The 23,852-nt window shown below is 45.9% G+C and carries 23 protein-coding genes and 1 pseudogene; 10 read left to right on the forward strand and 14 right to left on the reverse strand.

Going from position 1 to position 23,852, the window contains the following annotated elements; all coding sequences use genetic code 11:
- Positions 1–9: 9 nt before the first annotated feature.
- Complete coding sequence (gene qoxA / locus BSI_RS18250) at positions 10–975, reverse strand: cytochrome aa3 quinol oxidase subunit II (RefSeq protein ID WP_080010897.1); 966 nt, start codon at positions 973–975, stop codon at positions 10–12.
- A 512-nt stretch (positions 976–1,487) separates the two neighbouring features.
- Here qoxA and BSI_RS18245 point away from each other — a divergent pair.
- On the forward strand, positions 1,488–1,733 hold the full coding sequence (locus tag BSI_RS18245; RefSeq protein WP_003222176.1) for a GlsB/YeaQ/YmgE family stress response membrane protein: 246 nt from the start codon (positions 1,488–1,490) through the stop codon (positions 1,731–1,733).
- A gap of 70 nt (positions 1,734–1,803) precedes the next feature.
- On the opposite strand, the gene galT is transcribed toward BSI_RS18245, so the two are convergent.
- The 4 genes from galT to BSI_RS18225 form a co-directional block, all read right to left on the reverse strand.
- Positions 1,804–3,345: a UDP-glucose--hexose-1-phosphate uridylyltransferase gene (gene galT / locus BSI_RS18240; protein WP_003236036.1), complete on the reverse strand. Its 1,542-nt coding sequence runs from the start codon at positions 3,343–3,345 to the stop codon at positions 1,804–1,806.
- A 3-nt stretch (positions 3,346–3,348) separates the two neighbouring features.
- The gene (locus BSI_RS18235) at positions 3,349–4,521 is read right to left on the reverse strand and encodes a galactokinase (RefSeq protein ID WP_003236038.1); all 1,173 of its coding nucleotides are present in this window, start codon (positions 4,519–4,521) and stop codon (positions 3,349–3,351) included.
- Positions 4,522–4,606: 85 nt separating this feature from the next.
- The gene (locus tag BSI_RS18230) at positions 4,607–4,990 is read right to left on the reverse strand and encodes a GtrA family protein (protein WP_003236040.1); all 384 of its coding nucleotides are present in this window, start codon (positions 4,988–4,990) and stop codon (positions 4,607–4,609) included.
- A 17-nt stretch (positions 4,991–5,007) separates the two neighbouring features.
- Entirely contained in the window at positions 5,008–5,679 is a 672-nt protein-coding gene (locus BSI_RS18225) for a transcriptional regulator SlrC (RefSeq protein WP_003236042.1), read from the reverse strand.
- Positions 5,680–6,031: 352 nt separating this feature from the next.
- On the opposite strand from BSI_RS18225, the gene slrA reads away from it, so the two are divergent.
- The 3 genes from slrA (at position 6,032) to BSI_RS18210 (ending at position 8,479) form a co-directional block, all read left to right on the forward strand.
- Positions 6,032–6,190: a transcriptional regulator SlrA gene (slrA, locus tag BSI_RS18220; protein WP_003236045.1), complete on the forward strand. Its 159-nt coding sequence runs from the start codon at positions 6,032–6,034 to the stop codon at positions 6,188–6,190.
- A 442-nt stretch (positions 6,191–6,632) separates the two neighbouring features.
- On the forward strand, positions 6,633–6,941 hold the full coding sequence (locus BSI_RS18215; RefSeq protein WP_003236047.1) for a DUF485 domain-containing protein: 309 nt from the start codon (positions 6,633–6,635) through the stop codon (positions 6,939–6,941).
- A complete protein-coding gene (locus BSI_RS18210; RefSeq protein WP_003236049.1) occupies positions 6,938–8,479 on the forward strand; it encodes a solute symporter family protein in 1,542 nt (513 codons plus the stop codon). The genes BSI_RS18215 and BSI_RS18210 overlap by 4 nt, the downstream gene beginning before the upstream one ends.
- A 29-nt stretch (positions 8,480–8,508) precedes the next feature.
- On the opposite strand, the gene BSI_RS18205 is transcribed toward BSI_RS18210, so the two are convergent.
- From BSI_RS18205 to cidR, 7 genes are all read right to left on the reverse strand, one after another.
- Positions 8,509–9,111 (reverse strand): DsbA family oxidoreductase, encoded by a 603-nt coding sequence (locus tag BSI_RS18205; RefSeq protein ID WP_003236051.1) that lies wholly within the window; start codon positions 9,109–9,111, stop codon positions 8,509–8,511.
- An 88-nt stretch (positions 9,112–9,199) separates the two neighbouring features.
- Positions 9,200–10,450 carry an iron uptake transporter deferrochelatase/peroxidase subunit gene (efeB, locus tag BSI_RS18200; RefSeq protein WP_003236053.1) on the reverse strand — a complete coding sequence of 417 codons (1,251 nt, stop codon included), beginning with the start codon at positions 10,448–10,450 and terminating at the stop codon, positions 9,200–9,202.
- 18 nt (positions 10,451–10,468) lie between these two features.
- Positions 10,469–11,626 (reverse strand): iron uptake system protein EfeO, encoded by a 1,158-nt coding sequence (gene efeO, locus BSI_RS18195; protein ID WP_003236055.1) that lies wholly within the window; start codon positions 11,624–11,626, stop codon positions 10,469–10,471.
- Positions 11,623–13,068 carry a ferrous ion permease EfeU gene (gene efeU / locus BSI_RS18190; RefSeq protein WP_003236057.1) on the reverse strand — a complete coding sequence of 482 codons (1,446 nt, stop codon included), beginning with the start codon at positions 13,066–13,068 and terminating at the stop codon, positions 11,623–11,625. The genes efeO and efeU overlap by 4 nt, the downstream gene beginning before the upstream one ends.
- A gap of 156 nt (positions 13,069–13,224) precedes the next feature.
- Positions 13,225–13,893: a thiamine phosphate synthase gene (gene thiE / locus BSI_RS18185; RefSeq protein ID WP_003236059.1), complete on the reverse strand. Its 669-nt coding sequence runs from the start codon at positions 13,891–13,893 to the stop codon at positions 13,225–13,227.
- On the reverse strand, positions 13,890–14,708 hold the full coding sequence (gene thiM / locus BSI_RS18180; protein ID WP_003236061.1) for a hydroxyethylthiazole kinase: 819 nt from the start codon (positions 14,706–14,708) through the stop codon (positions 13,890–13,892). The genes thiE and thiM overlap by 4 nt, the downstream gene beginning before the upstream one ends.
- A 7-nt stretch (positions 14,709–14,715) precedes the next feature.
- Positions 14,716–15,621, reverse strand: a complete 906-nt coding sequence (cidR, locus tag BSI_RS18175) for a cidABC operon transcriptional activator CidR (protein ID WP_003236063.1) — start codon at positions 15,619–15,621, stop codon at positions 14,716–14,718.
- Positions 15,622–15,726: 105 nt separating this feature from the next.
- Here cidR and BSI_RS18170 point away from each other — a divergent pair, with 105 nt between their 5' ends.
- The 4 genes and pseudogenes from BSI_RS18170 (at position 15,727) to BSI_RS18155 (ending at position 18,316) form a co-directional block, all read left to right on the forward strand.
- Positions 15,727–16,113: a CidA/LrgA family holin-like protein gene (locus tag BSI_RS18170; protein ID WP_003222205.1), complete on the forward strand. Its 387-nt coding sequence runs from the start codon at positions 15,727–15,729 to the stop codon at positions 16,111–16,113.
- Positions 16,095–16,772, forward strand: coding sequence for a CidB/LrgB family autolysis modulator (locus tag BSI_RS18165; RefSeq protein ID WP_003236066.1), 678 nt, complete (start codon positions 16,095–16,097; stop codon positions 16,770–16,772). The genes BSI_RS18170 and BSI_RS18165 overlap by 19 nt, the downstream gene beginning before the upstream one ends.
- 106 nt (positions 16,773–16,878) lie before the next feature.
- A pseudogene (locus BSI_RS18160) lies at positions 16,879–18,082 on the forward strand (MFS transporter).
- Between the two features lie 36 nt (positions 18,083–18,118).
- Positions 18,119–18,316, forward strand: a complete 198-nt coding sequence (locus BSI_RS18155; protein ID WP_003236073.1) for a YwbE family protein — start codon at positions 18,119–18,121, stop codon at positions 18,314–18,316.
- Between the two features lie 34 nt (positions 18,317–18,350).
- Here the strand turns inward: BSI_RS18155 and BSI_RS18150 are convergent, their stop codons facing one another.
- On the reverse strand, positions 18,351–19,538 hold the full coding sequence (locus BSI_RS18150) for a class I SAM-dependent rRNA methyltransferase (protein ID WP_003236075.1): 1,188 nt from the start codon (positions 19,536–19,538) through the stop codon (positions 18,351–18,353).
- A 120-nt stretch (positions 19,539–19,658) separates the two neighbouring features.
- On the opposite strand from BSI_RS18150, the gene glxA reads away from it, so the two are divergent.
- On the forward strand, positions 19,659–20,039 hold the full coding sequence (gene glxA / locus BSI_RS18145) for a glyoxalase GlxA (RefSeq protein WP_003236077.1): 381 nt from the start codon (positions 19,659–19,661) through the stop codon (positions 20,037–20,039).
- A 50-nt stretch (positions 20,040–20,089) separates the two neighbouring features.
- Here glxA and celB read toward each other — a convergent pair whose 3' ends face one another.
- Complete coding sequence (gene celB / locus BSI_RS18140) at positions 20,090–21,424, reverse strand: PTS cellobiose transporter subunit IIC (protein WP_003236080.1); 1,335 nt, start codon at positions 21,422–21,424, stop codon at positions 20,090–20,092.
- Positions 21,425–21,651: 227 nt separating this feature from the next.
- Between celB and epr the strand changes: the two genes are divergently transcribed.
- Positions 21,652–23,589 (forward strand): minor protease Epr, encoded by a 1,938-nt coding sequence (gene epr, locus BSI_RS18135; RefSeq protein ID WP_032731709.1) that lies wholly within the window; start codon positions 21,652–21,654, stop codon positions 23,587–23,589.
- Positions 23,590–23,852 lie beyond the last annotated feature (263 nt).

Consider the following 23,852-nt stretch of genomic DNA (forward strand, 5'->3'; position numbering starts at 1 on the left):
TGATCAATATCATTCTTCTGTATCATCAGACTTCTTAAATTCATTTTCCTTTACGTTTTCAAACGGATCTGTTTTAGAGTGCGGTGAAACAGCTTGGTAGCCAAGGCGTTTGCGGGCCTCCATCGCGTACTCTGCGTCTTGTCCGTGGTCAACGTATTTTAAGTGAGTAGAAGAGAACGTTAATTCGTCCACATTTTCAGGAAGCATTAATTGATCATACTTCTCTTTTGTCAGCTTAGGAGCCTCGTTTTGAGTCTTTTTCACCCAGCTGTTAAAGTCTTTTTCTGTTACAGCATTCACATCAAACTCTTGGTCGGCAAAATGTTCGCCTGTGAAGTTCGCGTTGCGGCCTTCATAAGTTCCCACTTCATCAGCCTGTAAGTATTGATCCATCAGCATTCCTGCCATCGCGTACTTTTGTCCTCCAAGCTGAGGAATCCATAGCGAAGCCATTGAATCTGCAGATGAGATTTTAAACAAGATTGGGCGGTCGACAGGAATGTTTAAGTAGTTAACCGTTTCAATATCCTGTTCAGGGTAGCTGAATACCCATTTCCAGTCTACCGAAGTAGCGTAAACAACAAGAGGCTCTTTATCCTTTGTTGCTTCAGGAGCTTTTTCTAACGAATATATCGTCTGTACGGTTGGCACAGAAAGTGCAATGACGATTAAAATTGGGATCACTGTCCAGACTACTTCTAAGAACGTGTTACCGTGAATTTCTGGGTTATAAGATCCATTATCTTTGCCTTTACGGTCGCGGTATTTTACTAAAATAATGGTAAATAGAACAAAGACGACCCCGACGATAAACAGCATAAATCCGATAGATAACAGGATTAAATCACTTTGCTGATCAGCCACAGGCCCTTTCGGATCTAGTACTGAGGCATTGCTGCATCCCCCAAGGACGAAAACCACAGTTAACAGCGCAAATACAAGTAACGGTTTTAATGCTCTGAACAAGAAGATCACCATCCTTCCTATTGATGTAATAAATCTGAAGTGCATACTTCCTCAAAATCTTTTCTCTACTTTGTTATGCTATCAAAAAGTTCACTTATTAGCTTTATTTTTTTATAAACTTCATCCCAATTTCGCTTAAATGTCATAAAATCGACAAAAATTGCTCCAACTTTATTCACATCTATCGCTTAAGATGAGAAGTTTCTAGTTATTTCCGCATATAAGTAAAGAAAGATGATGAAGAACTAATTCTGACAAATAAAGGTTTACCACATTAAAAAACCTAGGTCAATCAAAAATTTCATTTTGTTAAACTTTCTAGAAAGGAATTAATTTTTCCTTGCCTAGCATCTTTTCACACGATTACCATTTTAACGCAACCAATATTGAAAGAAAAGGTTCATTAGAGCGGCGATATGCTCTGAACTGTTCCAACTTTTATTAGCGCATCCAATTGTTTATCTTATACAAAATAGAGGAATGATATAAGCAAATAAATATAAAATAGGATGTGTTGCATGATGAGTTTTATTATTTCACTTATCGTCGCTATTATTATCGGATGGCTTGGCAGCCTGTTTGTAAAAGGAGATATGCCTGGAGGAATTATCGGGTCAATGATCGCAGGCCTTATCGGCGCCTGGATCGGACACGGGCTGCTTGGAACATGGGGGCCGAACCTAGCCGGATTTGCTATTATTCCTGCGGTGATCGGCGCAGCCATTGTTGTATTTCTAGTAAGCCTGTTAGCCAGAAAAAGAGGATAAGAGTGACAGCGCCCGAAGCGTCAGTGCTTTGGGCGTTTGCTTTGCCATAAAAATTAAAAAAGCCTCAACCCTAGCGGTTGAGGCTTTTGACTGGTTTGACGCCTAAATGGTCGATAAACCTGCTGAAGGCCTGTTTTCCTTCCGTTGTCTGTTTAAATACACCGGCGTGTTCAAGAATGCGCGCGAATACATGTCCAAGCTCTTCTTTTATGACTAGATCGGCATTTTCTTTTGTTATCGTTCTTTTTTCCGTAATCCGAAGAGCCCACTCCTTATGTTTTGCTGTGAGCGGATTTTGTTCTAAAGCTGATTTCGGATTAGCAGAGCAAAGCGCCGCTGCCGTTTCTTTCATTTCTTCCTGTAAACGGCCCGGCAATATCGCCAATCCCATGACCTCAATCAGGCCGATATTTTCTTTTTTAATATGGTGAACTTCCTGATGAGGATGAAATATTCCTAATGGATGCTCCCCATCCGTCCGATTGTTTCTCAGCACGATATCGAGTTCATACAAGTCTCCCCTGCGCCGTGCAATCGGCGTAACCGTATTATGGGGCGTATCACCTGTATAGGCGGCTATGCCGGCCTTTTCATCGGAATACGCTTGCCACGTGCGGAATATATGATCAGCAGCTTCGGCGACTTGATCCGGTTTGTCTCCTTGGAGCCTGAGCACGGACATCGGCCACTTCACTAAGCCCAGCGACACGCCTGGATGATCATTTAATTCATATATATCTTCCGCTTCTGCACGCGCCATCGGAAAATCGTGCGCCCCGCCTTGGAAATGGTCATGGCTTAGGATGCTGCCGCCAACAATTGGCAGATCCGCATTTGAACCGATAAAATAATGCGGATATTGCCCGAGAAATGACAGCAGCCTTTCAAATGTTTTTCTGCTGATCTCCATTGGTTCATGTTCACCTTTTAAGACGATGCAATGCTCTGGATAATAGACGTATGGCGAGAACTGCAAATACCATTCTTCATCTTTAAGAATAACCGGAATGATTCTGTGATTTTGGCGGGCTGGATGGTTCACGCTTCCCTCAAACCCGACATTTTCTTTACACAGCAAACACTTCGGATAATTTGTCTGCACCTGCTCTTTTGCAGCCGCAATCGCTTTTGGGTCCTTTTCGGGCTTTGATAGATTAATAGTCATTTCCAGCTCGCCATATTCAGTCGGCACCGTCCAATGAACATTTTTGGCGATTCTGTCAGACCGAATATAGTAGACATCCTCTGCATATTGATAGAATTCCTTTGTCGCCTGTTTTGGGCCGTATAACGCTTTTGTCTCTTCAAATTTGCGAATGACCTCAGACGGAGCAGGTACGAAACACCCCATCAGCTTTGCGCTGAGCAAGTCACGGTATGTGTCTGTATCCGCTTCCATACGGCCGGTTTCCGCAGCCCATTTGTAAATAGGAGCAAGTAAGTCCGGCAGGCTTTGTGCCTGCTTGATGCATGTGTGGGAGACCGGCTCGGGGTGCTTGATGTCTAACGCTTCATAAAGACGGTTTCTCGTATATTCCCGATCCCAGATCGAAATCAGTTTTCGTTCCAGGCCATACTCCAGCAGCTGTTCCAGATGTTCAACAATACTCATGTGTCACTCCCCCTTTAGTTCTCTCGCTCCTTCTCCGATATCAGCGACATAAAAATCCGCTTTGAGCCCTGTTTTTTCTTGATACCTGTCTCCAACCTTTTGGATAAAATCATCAACAAACGCATCTTTGACAATGCTGATGGTGCAGCCGCCGAAGCCAGCTCCCGTCATTCTTGATCCAATCACGCCTTCGTGCTCCCACGCCGCAAACACAAGCTCGTCAAGTTCAGGGCAGGTCACTTCATAATCATCCTTCAGTGAAAGATGGGATTCCTTCATTAACAGCCCGATTTCATCTATATTGTTTTCTTTGAACATATGGGCCGTCTTGATGGCGCGGTGATTTTCGTATACGGCGTGCTTTGCCCGGCGTCTGTTCGTTTCATTTTGGATCAGGCCGGAATTAGCATCGAAATCAGAGGGCTTGATGTCGCCCAGCGAGACAATATCGAGTGCTTTTTGCAGATCAAGCAATGCGTCATTGCACTCTTGGCGTCTTGTATTATAGCTCGAGTCTGCCAATGTCCTTTTTTTGTTCGTGTTCGCGATGACCAGTGCGAGGCCTGAGACATCGAGTTTGCTATATTCATAGTCCAGCGTGTCGCAGTTCAGCAGCATCGCATGATGTTTTTTCCCCATTCCGATTGCAAATTGATCCATAATTCCGCAATTGACACCGATAAAAGTGTTTTCCGCATGCTGCGCCATTTTTACAAGCTCAAGCGCATCCACTTCAGGATGGAAATAGCTTTGGAGCACGACTCCCATCAGCAGTTCAATAGAAGCGGAGGACGAAAGGCCCGCCCCGTTTGGAATATTCCCTGAAAATACAATGTCAAAGCCATGGGGAACTGAATAGCCCCTTTGCTGAAATTCATAAATGACGCCTTTCGGATAGTTCGCCCAGTCGTCTTCTTTTTGATAGCGGATGTCGTCAAGGCTGCATTCTTTGATGCCTGCGTCTTTAAAGTTGTCTGAATACATCCGGACAACCCCATCGTTTCTTTCTGCAACAGCAGCATATGTACCCATTGTCAGCGCGCACGGAAACACATGCCCGCCGTTATAGTCTGTATGTTCTCCAATCAGATTCACTCTTCCAGGTGCGAAAAAAAACCGTAACCCCTCTTTTTCTCCGAATACACTTGCAAATATCCCCTTTAGCTCTTCCAGCATGTGCAATCACCTTTCATGGTTTTTATTTTTTTATTTCCCCTTATGTCTTCAGCGAAAACGATAGATCATATGCTGCTGTCCCCTGTCATACCCCTTCTTCTTTTGTCTTTTTAAAGACGAGCCATTTGCTTGCAGCATAGTTGACGACAACGATGACCGCGTTGTCGAGTATTTTGGCCAAGGTTTCATTTGTATTGAACTGGCCGACAAGAATGATCATCATGCCTAAATCTATGCCGAGAGACAGGACCCGAACGCTGAAAAAGGCAGTGATCTCTTTCAGCAGGCTCTGCAGGTCATGTGTTTTTTGCTGAAACACATATAATTTATTTGTTATGTATGCAAACAGCACGGACAAAATCCAAGCGGCGACAGTGGCGGCTTTGTAATCCATATTCATGATCTCTACCAATATATAAAAGCTGGCGATGTTCACAATGGTTGTGAAAACCCCCATAATGATATACATAATCATTTCTCTATACTTCACTGATGTTCCTCGCTTTCTGAAAAACTTTTCAAAATTCTTGGCCTCACGTGCTCTCTGTCTGGAGCAAAGAAAACCGAGAGTGCGTCTAAAAAGCTGCGGAATGTGGCGGGCTGGCCCAATACATACGATTGTTTGATGATTCCGTCGAGCACTGCACATATTATTTTAGCCGTATATTCCGGATCAATACAGGCGCCAATCAGCTTTCTCTCCTTCAGCCACTTAATATATAACGCATTTTCTTCCACCCACAATTCGTACAGCCGGACATAGGCCTTGCATTTCTGAAGGACTTTATACGTCGGCATATTCATGGCAAACGAGGTAATGTCCCACGACGGCTTATTTATGTAATAGGAATAAAGCAGCTCTGCGGCATGTTTTGCAGCCTCGTCCAATGTCAGCGGTTTCACCGATGTTCGTTCCATTTGATCAAGATACCCTACGATGATCGCTTTTTTCATCTGGCGTTTTTCGAGAAGATGCTGCAGAAAATCCTCCTTGCTGACAAAATGAACATAAAACGCTCCTTTGCTGTACCCGGCCGCTCTGCTGATATCCTCAACAGAAACCGGATCATACGCTCGGTCAATCAACAAATTCAAGCCAGCGTCTATAAAACTTTCAAAGGTTGCTTCTCTTTTCATTTGAAATTTGTTTTTTTTCATATTTTTCTCCAGGCGGTATGATTATCCTTATCTTACAACGGATCAATCTTTAGCGGTATTTATTTCTTTGAATGCTTATGCTATTCGGTTTCTCCGGGGTCATATTTAATAGGCTGAAGGATTTATTTTCAATTACATACTATCCAGTCAGTATTTAATTGTTTATTATTATAAATGAGGTTCATTGGTTATATTAGTCATTTTTTTAGGGAATAGGTAGGTGGTTTTTCCTTCAGTTTGTGAACGCCGAGCAACTATGTGTGAAATTTGTTGTACTCGCCTCATCATCGCGCCGGCTTGTCTTTATTGCCCGCATGTTGCAGGAAAACATTTTATACAATTGGAGGTTACTATGAAAACTCATGTTAAAAAAGATTTGGACAAAGATTGGCATATGTTAATACAAGAAGCTAGATCTATTGGGTTAGGCATTCGTGATGTGAGACAGTTTTTAGAATCTGAGACAGCATTGAGAAAGAATAATCACAAAAAAACCGTCCGCCAAGACTAATCCGAACAGGCGGATCTATTACCTCTGGCTTTTCTATCATCTGATCTGAGTTTTCACCATATCCTCTATTCGAAAGCAATTGCTGCGCCGAGCTTGAGGACAAACGGTGTGTCAGCTAACATACGACAGACAGCCGGTGATGCGATCACCTCTTGGCACATCCATTGTCATAAAGAGGTGATGCGAACATGATAACCGGGCTCTGGTAAACAGCAGCTTTGCTGAGAACAAGCTGCATTCGGTGAGGTTTTGAAAGCAAACTCGTGTATACGCGGCCGAGCTGGAAAACCTTCGCCTGTCTTTATACCGCTCGCGTTCCTACCTTCACGACTTCCTTCTTTTTTCATTCTCCAGATGTTCTCCAACGCATAAATCAGACTTTCAGTACATACCTATTGGTGTACCTTTTTGCTTACGTTTAGCGAATAAAAGGAGGATAGCCATGTACAAAGCTGATTATAAACAGATTGCTGCAACTCCGTCTTTTCAAGCTTTTTTAAAGCAGAAACGCGCTTTTATTGTTCCTTCTGCGATTTTCTTTTTTGTCTTTTATTTTTCACTTCCTGTTTTGACGTCTTATTTCACCTTTTTGAATAAGCCGGCAATTGGGGCTGTTTCATGGGCTTGGCTGTTTGCCATCGCCCAATTCGCCATGACCTGGATACTGAGTACGGTGTATTCCCGAAAGGCGGCTCATTTCGACCGATATGTAAGCGCTCTAAAGGCGGATCTGAAGGGTGAACAGACATGAATATGACTGCTTTTCTATTATTTTTAGCGATTGTCGGCCTGACGCTTATCATCACGTATTTTGCCGCAAAGAAAACGAAAACGACGAGTGAGTTTTATACGGCCGGCGGCGGGCTCACCGGTGTTCAGAATGGACTGGCAATTGCCGGTGACTACATGTCTGCAGCCTCGTTTCTTGGGATTGCCGGAATGATTGCGTTATATGGATTTGATGGATTCTTTTACAGCATCGGTTTTCTAGTTGCTTATCTCGTTGTCTTGTACATCGTGGCGGAACCGCTTCGGAATCTTGGGAAGTATACGATGGCGGACATGATTGCGGCCCGCTTTAAAGAAAAGAAAATCCGCGGCGTCGCGGCTCTCAATACCATTGCCATCTCTACTTTTTATATGATCGCCCAGCTCGTGGGGGCGGGCGCGCTGATCAAACTGCTGCTTGGGCTGGATTATACCGCGGCGGTTCTCATCGTCGGGGTGCTGATGACCATTTATGTCGTGTTTGGCGGCATGATCGCGACAAGCTGGGTTCAAATTATTAAAGCTGTTTTACTGATGGCCGGCACACTCGTGATTTCGATCATCGTGTTTTCGAAATTCGGCTTTAACCTTAATACCATGTTTGAGCAGATGAAAACAGCCACTCCGCTTGGCGCTGATTTCTTAAACCCCGGAAATAAATACAAGGTGCCGCTTGAGACCTTGTCGTTAAACTTGGCACTCGTGCTGGGAACCGCCGGGCTTCCGCATATTTTGATCCGGTTTTATACCGTTAAGGATGCCAAGACGGCCCGAACATCCGTTGTTTCAGCGACATGGATTATCGGTATATTTTACATTATGACGGTGTTTCTCGGCTTTGGCGCCGCTGCATTTGTCGGCTTTGATGCGATAACGGCGGCTGATCAAGCGGGAAATATGGCGGCTCCGCTTTTGGCAAAAGCGCTCGGGGGAGATTTTCTGTTCGCGTTTGTGTCAGCGATCGCTTTTGCAACCATTTTAGCGGTCGTGACAGGATTGGTGCTGTCTGCCGCCTCAGCATTTGCCCATGATATCTACAGCCAGATTATCAGAAAGGGAGAAGCAACTGAAAAAGAACAGATGAAAGCGGCCAGATGGGCTTCTGTCGCCGTGTCGGTGCTCTCGATTCTCCTTGCGATTTTCGCACAGTCCTTAAATGTAGCGTTCCTTGTCGCACTTGCGTTTGCGGTAGCGGCCAGCGCAAACCTCCCGCTGATTGTGTTTACGGTCTTCTGGAAGAGATTCAATGCTACAGGCGCGTTGTGGGGCAGCCTGACAGGCCTGATCAGCGCGCTTGTGCTTGTATCGATGAGCCCTAGTGTGTGGGACCCGTCCGGAGGTGCTATATTTACCGGCAATCCGCTCATTCCGCTTTCTAATCCGGGCATTATTTCCATCCCGCTTGGCTTCCTCGGCGCGTGGCTCGGAACGGTGCTGTCGTCAGATAAAACGGTTAATAAAGATACGTTTGCAGAAATACAGGTGAAGGCGCATACCGGCATTCATATGGAACAGGAGTAAAAAAGCTCTCTTGTATAGAGAGCTTTTTCTTACTTTTTCTGCTGTTCGTCAGAAATTGCTTTTTCAAATACGTCCTTGCCGGCTGCTCCCGGAATCACGGTGTCGCCAATGATAAAAGTTGGAACGGCTGTGATGTCGGCCTCTTCATAGGCGTGCTTTAAGGCTTGGCGCTGTACGTCCTGATATGTTCTTGATTCCAGTGCGGATTTGAATGAGGCTCCGTCTAGTCCCACTTCCTCAGCAAGCTTCGTCAAGATATCAATGTCGCCGATATTTTGGCCCTCTTGGAAAAACGCTTGAAAGACACGGGTGTTGTATTCATGTCCTTTATTGTATTCCTTTGCAAAGTGGAAGCCTTCAAACGCCAGATCTGTATATGGATGAGGCGAGACGTTTGGAAAATTGATCTCGACTCCTAGTTTGTCCGCCATTGGCTGAATGGATGTCTGCCACATGTACTGTTTGGAAGGATCATTGACCGGGTCAAGCTGTGGAGATGGGCTCGGGCGCAGTTCAAACGGCATCCATTCGACGTCAACATCCTTTCCTTTTATCGCTTCTTCAAAAGCGGCTTTTCCAATGAAGCAAAATGGGCAAACGTAATCTGAATAAACTTTGATGTGTACTGTCATGATAATCTCCTTTCGTATAGGTTGATTTTAAACTGTAACAATAAAAGTTACAACTGTTTTTTAAAAAAAGAAGCCGATAAAGGCTTCTTTATGATTCCAGCAAACGCTGGGCAATATATTCTCCTTTTTTGCAGCCGCCTGGGCATGCATATAAAGCAGAACCGATTGTTTGCGTGTATTCGTTTAACGCATCCTTTGCTGAAAGAGCCTTCAGCATGGGGATGAACTGATTGTCGGGATTTTTTTGAAAGCTGATAAACAGGAGACCCGCATCCATATAGCCGGTTTTCGGATCAAGTCCTTCTGTGTAAGAGAAAGCTCTTCGCAAAATTTGTTTTCCCGTAGATTTCGCAAGGTTAACGTGTGAATTTGCCGGGATTTGATTCAGCTTCACGGGGTCTGTTTCTTTTTTCTGGCCAAATGGCGCTCCCGAGCTTTTTCTGCGGCCGAAGGTATCCTCTTGATCCTTGAGGGAAGAGCGGTCCCATATCTCAAGGAACATTTTGATTTTCCGAAAGGCCATATAGGTACCGCCCGTCATCCAGTCGGGTTCACCGGACTGAATCCACACGATCGAGTTCATCAAGGTGTCATCCTTCGTGCTCTGGTTGCCTGTTCCATCTTTAAACCCGAAGAGATTGCGCGGCGTTTCGCCATTTTTTCCTCCGCTTAAAAAGCCTTTGTTCACAAAGCGGACCTCACAGGTTCCGACCGCTTGATTCAGCAGGTTCCGCAGTGCGTGAAACGCCACTTGTTCATCGTCTGCGCATACTTGAATGCAGATGTCTCCGCCTCCCTGCTTCTCATCCAGGTTGTCATTCGGCATCGCTGGAAGAGCGGCAAGATGCTTCGGTTTTTTGTTTTTCAGCCCAAAGCGGTCCTTTCCGTCTTTTTCAAAAAAGCCAGGCCCGAATCCGAATGTGACCGTTAAATTGGAAGGGGATAAATCAACCGATTCACCTGTATCCTGCGGGGGCAGATATTGATTTTTCTGCTCAGCCGACATTTTCTTTCCAGACGTCAGCATCTGTGTCAGACTTGTCCAGTTTCTGAATAATGTAATGATGTCGCTCTTCTCTTTTGCAGTTACATCCAGCGCCGCAAAATAGGCATACGTCTGATGGGCAGTTGTGATCCCGGCCTGATGCTTTCCGTAAAACGGAACGACCTGCTCATCCTCTTTTTCATCCTTTTTCGACGACTTAGCCGCGGTCTGAACAAGCGGAGCGAGACCGCCGAGTCCGCTGGCACCGATCGCAACGGCCGCGCCTGCCATCGCTCCCCATTTTAGGATGTCCCGTCTATGAATTTGTTCTGGCTTTTTTTGTTCATCGCTCATGCTGTTACAAAACTCCTTTTATAGCACATTCGCAATCTTCGACATGGTTTCAGAAAGAGTCGTCAGCTTTGTGCTCAGCTCTCTGATTTGATCTTCACTTAATTTATCATAAGACGTATAGGACTGATCATTTGTTTTGTATTTTGCCATTAAAACTTCAAATTCGCTGAACTCCGTATCCAGTTTTTCCGTCAGGTCAGAGTGATCTTTTACAAGCGCGCTTTTTACTGTTTGATAAACAGCTTCGGAGCCTTCCACATTCGCCATGAGGTCGACTAAATCGATTCGTGAGTAGCGCTCTTCTTCTCCCGTGATTTTCGAAATGCCGGCTTCGTTCAGAAGCTCCATCGCGCCTGCTACAATTTGTTCAGGTGTTAATTTCAGTGCTTCAATTGAACCGTCAAGCTCTTTTACATCCTTGAGAAGCTGGTCAGCCGTTGCCTTTTCCCCGGAAATATCTTGATCCTTCCAAATGGCTTTCTCAAGCTTGTGGAAACCTGTCCATTTGTCTCCTTCTTCTACATCGTTTTCACGGGCGTCAATTTTCGGATCAAGGTCACCAAGGCTTTCAGCGATCGGTTCGATTCGCTCATAATAAACACGCGCTTTCGCATATAACGTTTTAGACTTTTCGATATCGCCGGATTTCACAGCGCTTGTAAATGCTTCAGTCGCTTTTACAAGCTGATCGCTCTGCTCTTTAACATAGTTTTTATATTCGTCCGCTGCTTTTTCCAGCTGATCGCTTGCCTTTTTGCTGCTCTTCTTCGCTTCTGTCAGGTCTTCTAAGGACGCTTTCAGTGACTCGGATTCTGTCTTGATTTTGTCTGTATCCGGTTTGTCTTTCTGTGCTTCTGTATAGATGGGCTGAAGGTGCTTTTCGATTTCTGTATATTCGAATGGATAGTCGCCGCGGATATCATTTTCAAAGGAAAGCCAGTAGCTGTTTAGCTCTTTCCCTTTCTTTTCAATTTCCTTTTGGTCTCCTTTTTCCGCTGAATCATTCAGCTTGGAAATGATGGTTTCCATTTTATCTACGGATGCGGCGATCTCTTTGCTGACCCCGCTTTTTTCAGATGAAGCTTTTTCTTTGGTTGAGGATGTGTCATTGGATCCGCAGCCTGCGCACAGCGCAAGGATGCAGCCGGCTGATACAGCGATTTTTGTGAGATTCATTTCGTCAGTTCCTTTCCGTTTGTAAAATGTTTTGCCGCTTCTGAGACAAGCGCAATCAGTAAAAAGAGTAAAATCAGCAATTGCGGGACCGTGCTGTACATGGACGGATAAATTCCAAGCACCGATACAGACGGCAGCCAGCTCTCTGCATCAGACGGGAGAATGCCCGCCAGCTGCAGGCTGTGAACGCCTGTTCCGAGAAATTTCACGCACATATACAGGACGACCGCCATGGACAGCAGGAAAAACGGCTTCAATGGGATACGCATTCCGAGCTTAATCATGAGAACACCGACGATAACGAGAACGATAAGCCCCGCGGCAGTTCCGCCAATCAGTTCAGTGAGCGGCAGCTTCCCGACAAGCCCGATGAAAAAGATGACCGTTTCAAGCCCTTCTCTCACCACTGCCAGAAATGCGATCAGGCCGAAGGAAAGCAGACTTCGTTTTTTCAGGGCCTGTGACTTCTGGGTATTGATTTTTTCTCTCCATTTGTCCATTGAGGCATTTCTGTGCAGCCATACTCCTACATACAAAAGCATGACAGCGGACAGCACGCCGGTAACCCCGCCAAGCAAGAAATTGTTTTCCCCGAATATGTTGGAGGAGAACAGAAGCGTGACACCGATGCCGGCTGCCAAGGAAACAACCATGCCAGCGGATGCTCCGCCCCAGATCCATGTAGAGGAACGCGTGACACGGGCTTTTTTTGTCATGGTTAAAAGCGCCCCGATAACAAGCAGGGCCTCCATCCCTTCACGAATTGGAATGAGTGCCGCATCCCACCAGCTATAGCTGCTTGAAGCGATTGGCTCGAGCAATTGAATCATTTCGTCAATTTGCTTTGATACCTTTTCGGGATGACTGTCGATTTCAGCCTTCATCAGCGCCAGGTTTTCCTCAGATGTCGTATAGGCTTCTTTCGATTGGGAAACGACGTCACCTTCAACAGCGAGCCAGGATGTAATTAAATTGTCGATTGCGGATGATGCTTGATCCAATTGGTTTTTTTGTATTAGCTGTTTTGTGTCTTTTAAGCTTTGTATATAGGCTGTTAAGGACGCCCTTGATTGACCCGAGGATGTCTTTTTCAGCACGACAGCCTGCTGATAGGTTTCTAAATGAGAAGAAAGCTCTTCAAGCTGCGTTTTGAGCTTGTCTGCGTCTTGATTGATGAAAGAAAGAGAAATCATCGCGATATTCGAGTCCATTTTGCTGTGGGAAGAAAGATTTTCCTTTTTAATAGAAGGTTCTTCTTTTTTCCACTTCGCCTTGAATGTTTCAAATGTTTGTTGTGCCGAGTCTATATCTCCGTCTTTTACAGATTCGATCATTTGCTTGTTTAATTGAATCAGTGCAGCGATCGGATCGTCTTCCGCATGTGCCGCAGAACCGAAAACCATCAACAAGCTGAATAAAATAAGTGCCAGCCCCCGAGCCATCATGTTCCTCCTATAACTGAAAATGATTATCATTGTATATCATAATCATAGCCAGTTCCTGTTCTTTGTCAATTAAAATTTGAAGGTCTGAAAACCTTGATGCCACAGCAAAAAGGCTGTCCTTTACAGGACAGCCTTTTGAATGGAAAACAATGTTTATCTTCCCGCTTTATACGTTTGAATTTCTTCATGAAACTTGCGTGCGGCACCTTCTGGATCCTCCGCCTGACTGATGGCGCTGATCATACTGACACCGTCGGCCCCCGCTTGGATAACAGGAGCGGCATTTTCGATTGTGATGCCGCCGATGCCCACAATTGGTATGCCGATGCCTTGGCGGCGAACCGCTTCGATAAGAGATACACCCTGTACGGCTCTCGTATCCTTTTTCGTTTCTGTCGGATAGATTGGCCCGAGTCCGACATAATCCGCGCCATCTTCTTCAGCTTGCTTCACCTCAGACATTGTATGGGCGGAAACGCCAAGAATCATATCGCCTATAGCGTCTCTTACTTCTTTTGCGCTGGCGTCTTCCTGGCCGATGTGGACACCGTCAGCCTTCAGCGTCAGGGCCAGCTCAATATCATCATTGACAATGAATGGAACACCGGCTTCACGGCAGGCTTCCTGCACGTTTTTAGCGAATTCAATCCGCGCCTCACCTGCCAGCGCGTCCCCGCCCTTTTCACGAAATTGGTAAAGAGTGGCGCCGCCTTTTAACGCTTTTTGTACGACAGTGACAGGATCGGCTTTCGTATTATTCGACCCCATAATGAAGTAAACAGATAATAACTCTTTCATCATTTCCCGAGAAATACGTGTCATGAGACAGTCACCCTTTCTATTGTCGCCAGTTCTTGGACATCTTGTTCAGTAACAGATGAAAGCTTGTTCAGCAATTCAATCTGAAAGCTTCCCGGACCTTTGTCAGCTGTCTGCTGTGCGGCAAGCTGAGCTGCAACACCATACGAAGAAATGGCAGCAATAGCAGCAAACAATGGATTTTCTTCCACAGCACAAAAAGCACCGACAACAGACGTCAGCAGGCATCCGGCGCCTGTCACTTTCGTCAGCAGCTTGTGGCCGTTATGAAGGGTATATACGTTTGACGTGTCGGCTATGACATCGACTTCGCCAGTAATCGCAATGACCGTGTTGAGTTTTTGTGCCGCCTGCTGGGCCAGCCGGATGATGTCACCTCCGCCTTCTCCCGCATCAACGCCTTTGATCAGCCAATCGGTCACGCCGACGGTATGGGCAATTTCCGCCGCGTTTCCTCTGATCACAGCGAGACGCACCTCACGAATGATGCCTCGTGCCGATTCAGTACGGAACGGTGTTGCTCCGGCCCCGACAGGATCAAGAATGACAGGGACGCCATGTTCATTGGCTGATTTTCCCGCGATGACCATCGCTTCGACTGATTCCTTGCTCAGCGTTCCAATATTCAAAACGAGCGCACCCGCAATCTTCGCCATGTCGGCGACCTCTTCTTTCGCGTACGCCATAACGGGTGATGCGCCGAGGGCGAGCAGGCCGTTTGCTGTAAAATTCGTTACGACATTATTGGTTATGCTGTGCACCAGAGGGCTATGCTGGCGGACAGCAGTAAGACATTTTGCTGCTGATTGTGCATCCATGTTTGCATCATCCTTTACTATCTTTTTTCGGGTCCCATAAATACGATTTCGTATGTTCGAGCCAAGCTCTGGCCGCAAAGGGCAAGTAACGGTCCTTTCTCCAAATAATGGCGAGGTGCCAAGGGATGACCGGATCGACAAGCGGAATGACTTTTACTTTTTCCGGGTCAAGTCCGCGGCAGATTCTTTCCGGCAAAAGCCCGATTCCAAGGTTGGCTGACACCATCTCACTGATAAAATCCCATTGTGAGGTTTCATAAATGATATGAGGCCTGAATCCAGCCTTGATACATTCCGTCATAATTCGATTGTGCAGGACAAAATCCTCCCTGAAGAAAATAAAAGGCTCGTCCTTCAACTCACGCAGCCTGCACTCTTTTTCGTCTGCCAGCCTGTGGGAAGGGTGAACGACAAGCATTAAGGTTTCTTTTACGATTGTAAACGAATGAAAAATATCTTCATTTGCAGGAAGAACCACAACGCCGATATCAAGAGAGCCGTCCCCAACGCCATCTTGGACTTTTATAGAACCGTCTTCGACTAGCTGAAAGGTGATATTCGGATAGTTTTCACGAAAATCCCCGAGCACTCTTGGGAAAAATCCTGACCCGATCATCGGCGGCAGTCCGATCCGCACGTGCCCTTTCTTGACCTCCATAATATCATTTAATTCTGACGTCAGGTTTTGAAATGATTTTATAATTTCCTGCGCCTGCACATACATGCTCTGGCCGGCGTCAGTCAGTTCCACCTGCCTGCCGTTTCGGTAAAACAGTTCAATCCCGAGCTCTTCTTCTAAATTTTTGATCATTTTTGATATCGTCGGCTGAGAAACATAAAGGGATTGGGAAGCCTTCGTAAAGCTTTTTAAACGGGCGACTTCCAAGAAATATGTTAAATGGCGGATATCCATGTGCTTCACCCTTTCTATAGACAAAAGGAATACTTATTATTCTTTATATATATTTTACCTATAGCGAGACCTTATGTACAATATGAATATAAGGGAGGCATCAATATGAAAAAACTGTTGCTAACCGTTATTCAAATCGCTCTGTTATTTATATTTGCTCGGCTGATTAATTGGGTGACAGCCCTTCTTCATATAAATATTCCCGGCAGTATAATTGGGATTGTGATTCTTTTCACATTATTACACTTTAAAATCATCAAGCTTGAATGGATAGAGCTTGGCGCAGCGTGGCTTCTCGGGGAGCTGCTTTTATTTTTTATCCCGTCTGCCGTCGGAGTGATTGAATACGGAGACATTATGTCGAAATTTGGTGTCAGCATTCTGCTTGTTGTCATCATCAGCACGTTTGTCGTGATGGTGTCTACAGGAACGCTTACACAAATCATTGCAAAAAGAAAGGAGAAAAAGCATACGTGTTCATCGGAATTGTAAGTTTGTTTTTAACGGTTTTGGTGTATTTAGGAGCAAAAAAAGTATATCAACGCTTTCCGCGTGTCTATACGTCGCCGCTATTGGTGACGCCCGCTGTGTTAGTCGGTCTGCTGCTGCTGGTGAATGTCCCGTACGAGTCATATAATCTCGGCGGCGAATTGCTGACCGAAATGCTTCAGCCAGCTACCGTGGCATTCGCGATCCCGCTATATAAATATTTCCCTGTTTTAAAGAAATACGCAGTGGAAATTATTTTGAACGTGGCCGTCGGTTCATGCATCGCGATTATTTCAACCGCTCTTATTGCGAAATGGCTTCACCTCGGCACCGGCTTAATTGATAGCCTCGTCCCGAGATCAGTGACAACACCGATCGCAATGAACGTATCGGAAATGATTGGCGGAATGCCTGCCGTCACAGCCGTGTTTGTGATTTTAACCGCTTTGTTCGGCACAGTGATCGGCCCGATGGTCATCCGTTACTTCCGCATTGATAACGAAATCGCGCGGGGCGTGCTGCTTGGCACAAGCGCACACGGAGCGGGAACGTCAAAAGCATTTGAGCTTAGCTCTGTGTCCGGCACGATTTCCAGTGTGTCGATGATCTTAGCTGCGATTATGACGCTTTGCGCGGCGCCGTTTTTACTTTCATTTATGTAAGAAAAAACTGTCCTCTCAAGGGCAGTTTTTTTTATGTGCTTCCCCTTATTGAAAAGCTGGCGAATTCCAATATAATGTAATTTGTGGATACCAAAGGAGGCACCCCATGCACAACTTGCAGGTGAGACGGCATTACGCCGCGTTAAAAGGATTTTATTTGTTTGCTTTTCTCGGCACGGGCAGCATTATCCCCTTACTCAGTATGTATTTAACGAAAGAACAGCATGTAAGCGGATCACAGGTCGGCTTGATCCACTCGGTCCGATTGTGATGATTTTCTTTCAGCCGTTTTGGGGCATGCTGAGCGACTATACGCAAAAAACGAAAAGCCAAGCCTGCTGGCGGTTTGCACATCAATCACAGGCATCATTGGATTAGGCTATATTGCATTTGACGGCTTTCCTCTGTTTATTTTGATCGCGGCCTGTTTTGCAGCCTTTCAAAGCACGATTATTCCATTATCGGACAGCATTTCACTAAGGTACACTCAAGAAACAAACGGCAACTACGGCGGAATTCGCCTGTTTGGTTCTCTCGGCTTCGGCATCGCAGTGTTTGCCATGGGACAGGTAACGAATCAGCTGTACCCCATTCACGTGATCTTTATCTTTGGCTGTGCCTTTCTGTGCATCGCCGCCATATTGGCCTCACAAATGCCGGGCCAGCAGAAAACAAAAACAAAGGTCAATATCCGCAAAGGATTCCGGGAGCTTATCAGCAACAAAACGTTCCTCATCTTTATGATCATCACCTTTACGACATTTGCTCCAAACTTAGCGAACAATACGTATTTCAGTCTTTTTCTGGACAAAAGCGGCGCGTCACTTTCCGCTATCGGCATTTTATTTTTCATCGGCGTCATTTCGGAAATTCCATTTATGCGATTTGCCCAAACATTTATAGATAAAATGGGGCTGCTCAACGTCATTATGCTGTCAGGCGGAGTCTCATTATTCAGGTGGGCGCTCTATTTCACAGCGCCTTCATTATGGATCATTTATGCGACGGTCTTTCTTCAGGGAGTTGCGATCGGTTTATTTATCCCGGCGGCACTTCAATATGTAAAAAAGATTACGCCAAGCCACGTTGAAGCGACGGCGCTGACCATGCACGCCGCCATCGGCAATGGATTCGGCAACTGGTTCTGTACATTTACAGGCGGATACATTTTTGACTACGTGTCAATCTTCGCAGTCTACTTGCTTTTTGGCATTCTGAGCATAGCAGGCTTTGGGCTGACATTATATTTAATGAAGGCTGAAAAAAACAAAAATACACTTCATCAGCCGGCTGTTACTTTTAAACCATAATGACTATAATGAACAAAAGGAAAGGGGATGTACGCTATGAACGGGCAAGAGCGAAGCAGCATTTCGAAAGGATTACAGGTTGATATTGTATTGAAAGCAGATCAAAAAACAGGAAAACTGACGAGAGGGACAGTAAAGGATATTTTAACGAAATCAAGCTTTCATCCGCACGGCATTAAAGTCCGGCTTGAAGATGGCCGCATCGGCCGCGTCCAGCAGATCATTTCTACATAACAAAAGCTGCTCCTGAACAGGGCAGCTTTTTTCTCTATTTTTTCTGCAGAAAAACCACTTTTAGATAGTTGCCTTCCGGGAACGCCGAAATCGTTTTGAAATCCTCCGGCAGTGTAAATTCCTCAATGATGGTGTAGCGTTCATTTGTTTCTTTAAAAGCGGCATCGATAAAGCCTTTGAATTTCTTCATGCCAAAGGCGCTGCTGTTTGTGGAAGCAACGATGATGCCCTTGTCAGCTGTGATGGCGATCGTTTCCTTCAGCAGGTTTTTATAATCCTTGGCCGCGCTGAAGGTGCGTTTTTTTGTACGCGCAAAGGAAGGCGGGTCGAGAATAATCAGATCAAAGCGCAGATCCTTTTTCGCGGCATACGAAAAATAGTTAAACACGTCCATCACTTTAATGTCGTGTGCCTCGTAATCCAGCTTGTTCACGCTGAATTGCTCAATCGTTTTGGCAAGGCTCCGGTTTGCCACGTCTACGCTTGTTGTTTTCTCCGCTCCGCCAAGCGCCGCTGCCACGGAGAATGCCCCCGTATAAGAAAACGTATTTAACACTGTTTTTCCTTTTGCATAGCGGTCTCTGATCACCTTGCGCACATGTCTCTGATCCAAAAAGATGCCCGTCATGGCGCCTTCATTCAGATCCACCGCGTATTGAATGCCATTTTCCAGAATGATGATTGGGAACTCGCCTCTTTCCCCCTTCACGAAGTCATCATCTTCAACATATTGTCCCGCCGTGTCGAAGCGTTTTTTCTCGTAAATGGCTTTATAGTCCAGTTCCAGCTCATCCAAAGCGGAAACCAGCATGTCTTTAAAGGCGTAAATGCCTTTGCTGTACCATTGAACCAGCAGGTAGCCGTCATAATAGTCGATCGTGACGCCGCCAACGCCGTCTCCCTCACCATTGAACATGCGGAAAGCGGTAGTATCTTGGGCCGCGAAAAGTTTGGCACGCGCTTGAACCGCTTTTGTTAATTTGCTGAGAAAAAATGCTTGGTCAATCTGTTCATTCTTATTGCGGGTAAGCGTCCAGCCGACCCCTTTGTTTTGCAGGCCATAATACCCCCGCGCAAGAAACTCGCCGCTCTCAGACACGATATCAACGAGGTCTCCTTCTTTCACGTGCCCCGCACTCCCTGCGAGAGCTTCCTTTTCGATGAGCGGATAGCCTTTTTTGATTTTTGCAGCATGTGCTTTCTTTAGGGTGAGTAGCTTCATATATTTCGTCCTCTTTCTGTTTGCTTTCTCTTATCGTACCACAAAACGCCAAGATGTCTGCATTGACAGAAAGGAAAGGTTTTTCTACGATAGACAAAAAGAGTTACGAGGAGGAGCAGCATGGCAAAACGAATTGACCATACAGGCATTATGGTAAGGGATATCAACGCGTCCATCACATTTTATGAAGAGGTTCTCGGCATGAAATTGAAGGATCGCATCACACATACGAACGGCGTAATCGAGCTTGCTTTTCTTGGCTTTGAAGACGGTCCGGAAACAGAAATCGAACTGATTCAAGGCTACAGCAGTGAGCTTCCCGTCGAAGGAAAAGTACACCACATTGCCCTGCTGACGGATGACATCGCGGCTGAATATACAAAAGCGGAAAGAATGAACGCGAAATTTATCGACGAAGAGATCACAACTCTTCCAAACGGGTACCGTTACTTCTATATTGAAGGTCCTGATGGCGAGTGGATTGAGTTCTTTCAGCGTTAAGAAAAAAGCAGCGTAACGCTGCTTTTTTTATTATTTAAACGCTTACAAAATTACGAAACATTCTCACCCCCGGATTCAACCGCACTCTCTTCCTTCCATTTTTGATGATCCCATATTCTGAAAAACGGATAGTAGATGGCGCAGGTGATCAGCAGATTCACCAGCTGCATAACAGCACCCGATACCTTTCCGCCTGTCGCCAGGTAGCCTGATATGAGCGGCGGCATCGTCCATGGCACGGCGATTCCGGCCGGCCTTGCCACCAGTCCGGTGCTCATGCCGATATAAGTTGCGGTAATCGTGAGGAGTGGTGCGATGATAAAAGGAACAATGAGGAGCGGGTTCATGACAATTGGCATACCGAAAATGATCGGCTCGTTGATATTAAATAGCGCAGGGCCAATCCCTAGTCGGCCAAGCTGCTTCATTTGTTTGCTCCGGGAGCGCACAAGCATCGTCAGGACAAGCGCCAGCGTCGCTCCGCTCCCGCCGACATTGATCCAAATTTGAAAGAACTGAGTCGTAAAAATACTCGGCAGCGCCTCGCCAGCCTGAAACGCGAGACGGTTGGCATCCATCGCGCCGTACCAAATCGGCGCCATGATTCCACCAATGATTGAAGCCCCGTGAATCCCGCACGACCAAAGCAGCATCTGCACAAATTCCGCGATCAGGCTTCCGCCCAGACTGCCGCCAAGAATGGAAAGCGGTGTGCCAAGCAGGTCTCCTACGACATTGTGCAGGCTCTGAAAAGGCGTTATTTCAATCAGAAGACGCGCCAGCCACACTAGAAAAACAATGATAAAGCCGGGAATCAGCGCGACAAATGATTTGCTTACCGCCGGCGGCACGCCGTCTGGCATTTTGAAGACGATATTCTTTTCAATAATGTACCGATAGATTTCAGTCGAAAACAAGGCGATCAGCATGGCGACAAATAAACCCTTGCTGCCAAGCAGTGTGATCGGGATTCCGCCCCCGACCATGATGGATTCCGTTGAGCCATCCGGCGTAAACGGCACTTCAAACGGCGTTGCCAACAGAAATGCGGCAATTGATATCGCACCGGCTGATAGGGCATCGACACCATAGCTTTCTGCCAGCCGATAGGCGATTCCAAACGCGGCAATCATCGCCATAATATCAAACGAAGCATTAACCGGATATCCGAGCTTATCCGCCCACTCTTTCCCAAACACACTCGTCATGAAATCAGCATAACCGGGAATCGGCAGGCTCGTTAAAATCAAAAAGACAGACCCGATAATAATCAGCGGCATGGTCAGGATAATTCCGTCACGCAAAGCGCTGAGATGCCGTTGCCCGGCAATTTTCCCAGCGACAGGCATTATTTTTTCTTCCATCACCCGAGTGAATGCGCTCATCTGAAAAGCCCCCTTTTCTCATTGCTTTGTGAACAACCTTCGCAATGTTTTCTTTATCTTATTTTGAAAACGCTTACAAATTCATTTGGAAAATTTCCTCTTCCTGCGGAAAAAATCTGCATTCTGCTAAATAATCTGTCCATGAAAATATTTTTTCCTCCTTACTATCAAACTCTCTTTTTTCTCCGATATATATATCAAACATCATAGAAAAAAGGAGATGAACCATGAAAAACATGTCTTGCAAACTCATTGTATCAGCCACTCTGTTTTTCAGTTTTCTCGCCATAGGCCCTCTCGCTCATGCGCAAAACATCAGCGAGAAAGAGGTTATTGTGGTTTATAAAAACAAAGCCGGCAAGGAAACCGTTCTGGACAGCAATGCTGAGGTTGAACAGCAATATAAGCATCTGCCGGCGGTAGCGGTCACAGCAGATCAGGAGACAGTGAAAGAATTAAAACAGGATCCTGATATTTTGTATGTCGAAAACAATGTCTCCTTCACCGCAGCAGGCAGCGCGGATTTCAAAGTGCTGTCAGACGGCACTGACACCTCTGACAACTTCGAGCAGTGGAACCTTGAGCCCATTCAGGTGGAACAGGCTTGGAAGGCAGGACTGACAGGCAAAGATGTCAAAATTGCAGTCATTGACAGTGGGATCTCCCCCCACGATGACCTGTCGATTGCCGGCGGGTTTTCAGCTGTCAGTTACACCTCTTCTTACAAAGATGATAACGGCCACGGAACACATGTCGCAGGGATTATCGGAGCCAAGCATAACGGCTATGGAATTGACGGCATCGCACCGGAAGCACAAATATACGCGGTTAAAGCGCTTGATCAGAACGGCTCGGGGGATCTTCAAGGTCTTCTCCAAGGAATTGACTGGTCGATCGCAAACGGGATGGACATCGTCAATATGAGCCTTGGCACGACGTCAGACAGCCAAATCCTTCATGACGCCATGGACAAAGCTTATGAACAAGGCGTTCTGCTTGTTGCCGCCAGCGGGAACGATGGGAACGGCAAGCCAGTGAACTATCCGGCGGCATACAGCAGCGTCGTTGCGGTTTCAGCAACAAACGAAAAGAATCAGCTTGCCTCCTTCTCAACAACTGGAGATGAAGTTGAATTTTCAGCGCCGGGAACAAACATCACGAGCACTTACTTAAACCAATTTTATGCGACAGGAAGCGGAACATCCCAAGCGACACCGCACGCCGCTGCCATGTTTGCTTTGTTAAAACAGCGTGATCCTGCCGAGACAAACGTGCAGCTTCGTGCAGATATGCAGAAAAATATCGTTGATCTTGGAACAACAGGCCGCGATCAGCAATTTGGCTACGGCTTCATCCAGTATAAAGCGAAGGCAACAGATTCAGCGTACGCGGCGGCAGAGCAAGCGGTAAAAAAAGCGGAAAAGACAAAAACACAAACCGATATCAACAAAGCGAGAGAACTCGTCAGCCAGCTGCCGAATTCTGACGCCAAAACAGCCCTGCAAAAAAGACTGGATAAAATACAGTCATACAGAAATGTAAAAGATGCGAAAGACAAAGTCGTAAAGGCAGAAAAGTATAAAACACAGCAAACCGTCGATACAGCCCAAGCTGCCATCAACAAGCTGCCGAACGGAACAGACAAAAAGAACCTGCAAAAACGCTTAGACCAAGTAAAACGCTATATTGCATCAAAGCAAGCGAAAGAGAAAGTGGCGAAAGCGGAAAAAAGCAAAAAGAAAACAGATGTTGACAGCGCCCAATCAGCAGTCAGCAAGCTGCCTGCAGGTTCAGAAAAAACGTCCCTGCAGAAGCGCCTTACCAAAGTGAAAAGCACCAATTTGAAAACGGCGCAGCAATCAGTCGCAGCAGCAGAAAAGAAATCAACTAATGCAAATGCGACAAAAGCACAATCGGCAGTTAATCAGCTTCAATCAGGCAAAGACAAAACGTCCTTGCAAAAACGGTTAGACAAAGTGAAGAAAAAAGCAGCGGCAGCCGAAGCAAAAAAAGTCGAAACTGCCAAAGCCAAAGTGAAGAAAGCGGAAAAAGACAAAACAAAACAAGCAAAGGCATCCGCTCAGTCTGCAGTGAATCAATTACAAGCATCCAATGAAAAAACAAAGCTGCAAAAACGGCTGAATGCCGTCAGACCGAAAAAGTAACCAAAAAGCCTGTAAAACTTGTATTCTAAGTCTTACAGGCTTTTTTACATCCCTAAAAACACCACGCACAACCTTTTTCCCATTCATCGCACAGGCTTTTCATACTATTGCTATCCAGCCATGAACAGCATAAAATGAACGTTATTACAGTTATCACCACATATGGCGGGATTGTGACTGGTCAGGCAGGCAAGACCCAATGATGCAAAGGGAGTATTAGTGTCCAAAAAAATCAGGGCATTTTAACTCTTCTTTTCGTGTTG

This window comes from Bacillus inaquosorum KCTC 13429 (assembly GCF_000332645.1).
GTDB classification, from domain to species: domain Bacteria; phylum Bacillota; class Bacilli; order Bacillales; family Bacillaceae; genus Bacillus; species Bacillus inaquosorum.

Bases quoted from the DNA above. Each gene is read 5' to 3' on its own strand.
- BSI_RS18245 (WP_003222176.1), top strand. From the start codon at position 1,488: ATGAGTTTTATTATTTCACTTATCGTCGCTATTATTATCGGATGGCTT.
- glxA (WP_003236077.1), top strand. From the start codon at position 19,659: ATGGCAAAACGAATTGACCATACAGGCATTATGGTAAGGGATATCAAC.
- thiE (WP_003236059.1), bottom strand. From the start codon at position 13,893: ATGACACGTATTTCTCGGGAAATGATGAAAGAGTTATTATCTGTTTAC.
- BSI_RS18155 (WP_003236073.1), top strand. From the start codon at position 18,119: ATGAACGGGCAAGAGCGAAGCAGCATTTCGAAAGGATTACAGGTTGAT.
- efeO (WP_003236055.1), bottom strand. From the start codon at position 11,626: ATGAATCTCACAAAAATCGCTGTATCAGCCGGCTGCATCCTTGCGCTG.
- BSI_RS18150 (WP_003236075.1), bottom strand. From the start codon at position 19,538: ATGAAGCTACTCACCCTAAAGAAAGCACATGCTGCAAAAATCAAAAAA.
- thiM (WP_003236061.1), bottom strand. From the start codon at position 14,708: ATGGATGCACAATCAGCAGCAAAATGTCTTACTGCTGTCCGCCAGCAT.
- BSI_RS18235 (WP_003236038.1), bottom strand. From the start codon at position 4,521: ATGCTGGAAGAGCTAAAGGGGATATTTGCAAGTGTATTCGGAGAAAAA.
- galT (WP_003236036.1), bottom strand. From the start codon at position 3,345: ATGAGTATTGTTGAACATCTGGAACAGCTGCTGGAGTATGGCCTGGAA.
- BSI_RS18170 (WP_003222205.1), top strand. From the start codon at position 15,727: ATGAAAAAACTGTTGCTAACCGTTATTCAAATCGCTCTGTTATTTATA.
- epr (WP_032731709.1), top strand. From the start codon at position 21,652: ATGAAAAACATGTCTTGCAAACTCATTGTATCAGCCACTCTGTTTTTC.
- BSI_RS18210 (WP_003236049.1), top strand. From the start codon at position 6,938: ATGAATATGACTGCTTTTCTATTATTTTTAGCGATTGTCGGCCTGACG.
- celB (WP_003236080.1), bottom strand. From the start codon at position 21,424: ATGAGCGCATTCACTCGGGTGATGGAAGAAAAAATAATGCCTGTCGCT.
- BSI_RS18205 (WP_003236051.1), bottom strand. From the start codon at position 9,111: ATGACAGTACACATCAAAGTTTATTCAGATTACGTTTGCCCATTTTGC.
- cidR (WP_003236063.1), bottom strand. From the start codon at position 15,621: ATGGATATCCGCCATTTAACATATTTCTTGGAAGTCGCCCGTTTAAAA.
- BSI_RS18225 (WP_003236042.1), bottom strand. From the start codon at position 5,679: ATGAAAAAAAACAAATTTCAAATGAAAAGAGAAGCAACCTTTGAAAGT.
- BSI_RS18215 (WP_003236047.1), top strand. From the start codon at position 6,633: ATGTACAAAGCTGATTATAAACAGATTGCTGCAACTCCGTCTTTTCAA.
- efeB (WP_003236053.1), bottom strand. From the start codon at position 10,450: ATGAGCGATGAACAAAAAAAGCCAGAACAAATTCATAGACGGGACATC.
- slrA (WP_003236045.1), top strand. From the start codon at position 6,032: ATGAAAACTCATGTTAAAAAAGATTTGGACAAAGATTGGCATATGTTA.
- BSI_RS18230 (WP_003236040.1), bottom strand. From the start codon at position 4,990: ATGTATATCATTATGGGGGTTTTCACAACCATTGTGAACATCGCCAGC.
- efeU (WP_003236057.1), bottom strand. From the start codon at position 13,068: ATGGCTCGGGGGCTGGCACTTATTTTATTCAGCTTGTTGATGGTTTTC.